This is a genomic window from uncultured Campylobacter sp. (assembly GCF_938031315.1).
Lineage (GTDB): Bacteria > Campylobacterota > Campylobacteria > Campylobacterales > Campylobacteraceae > Campylobacter_B.
Genome location: NZ_CALHHT010000029.1, coordinates 1 through 3832 on the forward strand (window position 1 = coordinate 1; position 3832 = coordinate 3832).

Here is a 3832-nt window from a genome sequence, read left to right on the forward strand (position 1 = left end):
TTTAAATTCCGCGCCAAATGGTTTAAGCTTAGCGGCAGCTTCTGCGAATGCTCTAAATTTAGATAGCGGCGAGCCGTCCACAAAGAGCGAGCGTTTTTATGAAGGCGGCGCGGGCGAAATTCCGGGTGGAATTTCTAAAATTTGCCCCGCAAAATTTAGCATGAAAAAAGAGGAAAGCTTTAGCGAGATCATCGATTACTACGATCTTGGAAGCGGCTACGTAAGCGAGCTGGGATTTGGGCTAGGCAAAAGCGAGCCCTCTATTTTTGAGCTTTTAAAAAGCGGCGTGCGGCTGCTTAGCTTTAGCGGCGACAAACTTTTCGGCTCCGTGCAGTGCGGCATTATCCTAGGGGATCGCGATCTCATCGCGCGCCTGCGCAAAAACCAGCTACTGCGAATGCTGCGCGTGGACAAGATCACGCTAAGCCTGCTTGCCGAGACGATCAAGGCGTATATAAATAAAGAATTTCACCTCATCACGACGATAAATCAGATCCATCTTAGCCTGGATGAGCTGCGTGAGCGAGCGGAGTTAGTGCGATCGCGCATCGGCGTAAAATCGCAGATCGTGCCTACTACCACCTTCGTAGGCGGCGGCACGATGCCGAGCGCCTCCTACCCTAGCGTCGCGCTTGCGATACTTGACGGCGCAGACCCGCAGAGCACGCAGGCAAAATTTCGCGCTGCTGGCATAATCGGGCGGATCGAGGATGATAAATTTTTGCTCGATTTCAGATCAATTTTAAAAAGCGACTTACAAGATTTAATAAAAAAGATCGGAGAAATTTATGAATAGCGTAATCATCGGCACCGCAGGCCATATCGATCACGGAAAGACCGCATTAATCAAGGCGCTAAACGGCTTTGAGGGAGACCGAATGCCGAGCGAAAAAGAACGTGGCATCACGATCGATCTTAGCTTTTCGCATCTGCGCTCTGGGGATACCAACGTCGCTTTCATCGACGTTCCGGGGCATGAAAATCTAGTAAAGACGATGATTAGCGGCGCGTATGCCTTCGACGCTGCGATGCTGGTAGTCGCCGCGGACGACGGGCTGATGCCGCAAAGCAAAGAGCATATTCAAATTTTATCGCTGCTCGGGGTAAAAAGCGTGATCTTGTGTATCAGCAAGTGCGATCTAGCCGACGACGCACGCAAGGCGGAGGTCGCGGCGCAGTGCAAGGAATACATCGGTAAATTTAAGGATTTACAAATTTTAAACACCTTTTTTATCAGCATAAAAGATCCCGCAAGCATCGCCGAGCTGAAAAATTATCTCTTCAATATCAAGCCCGCGCAGCGCCAAGGAGGCGGCGTGGTGCACTACTACATCGACCGCGTCTTTTCGCTTAAGGGGCTCGGCACCATCGTAACGGGTAGCCTCATTAACGGCGCGATTTCAAAGGGCGAGAAGCTTTATAACTGCGATCTGGGTAAAATTTTTAACGTCAAAAGCGTGCAGATCCACGACGAGGACACGCCGCTAGCGCAGGCTCCAAACCGCGTCGCGCTAAGTCTGGACGCCAAAACGAGCGAGCTGCAAAAGGGGCAAATCCTAAGCAAAAAGGGCTTTTTCCGCGGCTTTAACGAAGCCGACTGCACCTTTAGCGGCGAAATTTCGCATAATCAAGACGTGCTGTTTTGCGTCGGAAGCAAGCAAAGCGCAGCAAAAGCGCTCATTTTAAAGGAACTTCCAAGCAGCGAGAAGCTCGTAAGCTTTAAATTTGATAAAACGATGTTTTTGAAATTCGGAGAGCCCTTCGTATGCTTGGCAAACTCGCGCGTAATCGGCGGCGGGCGCGTGCTAAACGCCGTGATCGAGCCGCTAAAAAAGCAGAGCAAAGCCGTACTTCTCACCGCGCTTTTGAAGCGAAATTTCACCGAAGCGTTTAAAATTCTAAGCGGCTTTCACAAGCACGGATTCGGGCTATTTTCGGCCTATCAGCGCTTCGGAATGGAGTACGGCGAAGCGGTAAAGATCGCGCGCGGCTTAGAGGGGACGTATTTTGACGAAGCAAATTTATGCGTTTACGATCTAAGCGCGATCGAGGACGTAAAAAATCTCATAAAATTTATCGTCTCAAAAAACGACTACGCGATCTTTTCGCCCGCCTCGATCGCTCTAAAGCTCTCCTGGGCTAGCGAAGAGCTCGCCGCGCGCGCGCTTAGCGAGCTTGAGCGGGGCGGTATCGTCTCCAAAAAGGGCGGAGTTTACGTAAAATCTGGTGTGGATTTTGACGCGCTCAAACAGAGCTTGGAGAGCAGAATTTTTGATCTCATCAAAAAGGGCGGCATAGCGCCTCTCGCGCCGTATAACGTCTATGACGAACTGGAGATCGACCGCAGTAGCGGCGATGACGCGCTAAAGAAGCTGACCTACGCCAAAAAGGTCGTCCGTCTCGCGCACAATCTCTTCGTCGAGGCTGAAAATTTAGCCCTGGCGATCAAGCGCCTCTACGTAATCATCGAAAAAGAGGGCTTCGTAAACGTCACGAACGCCAAAGAGGAGCTTGGGCTTAGCAGAAAATTCATCATCTGCTACCTCGAATACCTAGATAAAATGGGAAATATCGTGACGATCGACAATAAACGCTATTTGAAAAAGTAAAAATTTAAAATTTTGCACTACAATGCGCGGAATTTTTTGCAAAGGAAAAAAATGAAAAAAGCTATTTTAACTTCAGTTGCGCTCGCAGCGAGCCTAAACGCGGCTTTAAGCGACAGCGAAATTTTATCTATCTACGGCGGCGCGCCTCAAGGCATCGATATAAAGATCGCCGAGCGCATCCCACTTAGCGAGCCAAAGGGCGTTGAGGCGGTCGTTTTAAAAATCTCTCAAGGCAATATGTCGCAAGAGGAGATCATCTTCACCCAAGGCGATCTGATCTTTACCGATATCATCGATCCTAAAAAACGCGTAGTCTATAAGGAGCAGATCAAACAAGACCGCATCGCAGGACAGCTAAGTAAGGTCTTCAAAGCAGAGAGCAAAGACAATATCATCAAGCTAGGAAACGATCCCAAAAAGCCTACGATTTTGATGCTGACAGACGCCTTGTGCCCATTCTGCCGCAAAGAGATGGCAAGGATCGAAGAAACACTAAAAAATAACAATGTCGATATAATCATGACCTCCGTTCACGGCGATGACGGCCACGCAAAATCCGCACTCATCTACAAAGAGATCAAAAATGCTAAAACTGACGAGCAAAAGATAGCGGTTTTTAGAAAATACTACGCCGAAGATAACAAAGCAGGTGCCAAAGACGTAAGCGCTGCCGAGCTAAATGCTGCAAAAGCCCTAGCTGCCAAATACTTCGGTGCGGGGGTAAACTCGGTACCTTACATCATCGAACTAGACAAGCTAAAATAATCTCTTTTAAATTTTGCGGAGCGATCCGCAAAATTTCGCTTCTTTTGCCAAATTTCGGCAACTTCCAATCAGTCTAAATTTGCCTCGAAAATTTGAATGCCCCCTTGGAATTTTTAAAATTTCGCTGCTTTTAAAAATCCTCAGTTGCGCCGCGCGTAGAATTTTAAAATCCCTTATGGATGAAACGCGATCCGCAAAGTTTTAAACGGGCAAAATTTTAGAATTTTAAAAATCCTCGATCGTCCGCGCGAAATTCTGCGGCAGCGATTATATCTCGTGGCTTCGCATCCGAAGCGGCGCAAAAGCGATCATAAATAGAATCTAAAAGTAGAAATTATGCGAGTAAATATCTTGCAGCCGAAATTTAAAATTTCGCGGCAAAGCCCCGTTAAAATTTAGCCGCAAATTTCATAAAATTTTCGCTTTGCGGCAAAAAGGAATTTGTAGTCGCGCTTCAG

At 47.9% G+C, this 3832-nt stretch carries 2 protein-coding genes and 1 pseudogene; all 3 read left to right on the forward strand.

From position 1 onward, the window contains the following. Positions 1–796, forward strand: a pseudogene (locus Q0236_RS00890) (L-seryl-tRNA(Sec) selenium transferase); the annotation flags it as partial. Next, complete coding sequence (gene selB, locus Q0236_RS00895) at positions 789–2609, forward strand: selenocysteine-specific translation elongation factor (protein ID WP_297913906.1); 1821 nt, start codon at positions 789–791, stop codon at positions 2607–2609. The pseudogene Q0236_RS00890 and the gene selB, both read left to right, overlap by 8 nt. Positions 2610–2660: 51 nt before the next feature. After that, positions 2661–3374, forward strand: a complete 714-nt coding sequence (locus tag Q0236_RS00900) for a histidine kinase (protein WP_297913910.1) — start codon at positions 2661–2663, stop codon at positions 3372–3374. Positions 3375–3832: the final 458 nt, after the last annotated feature.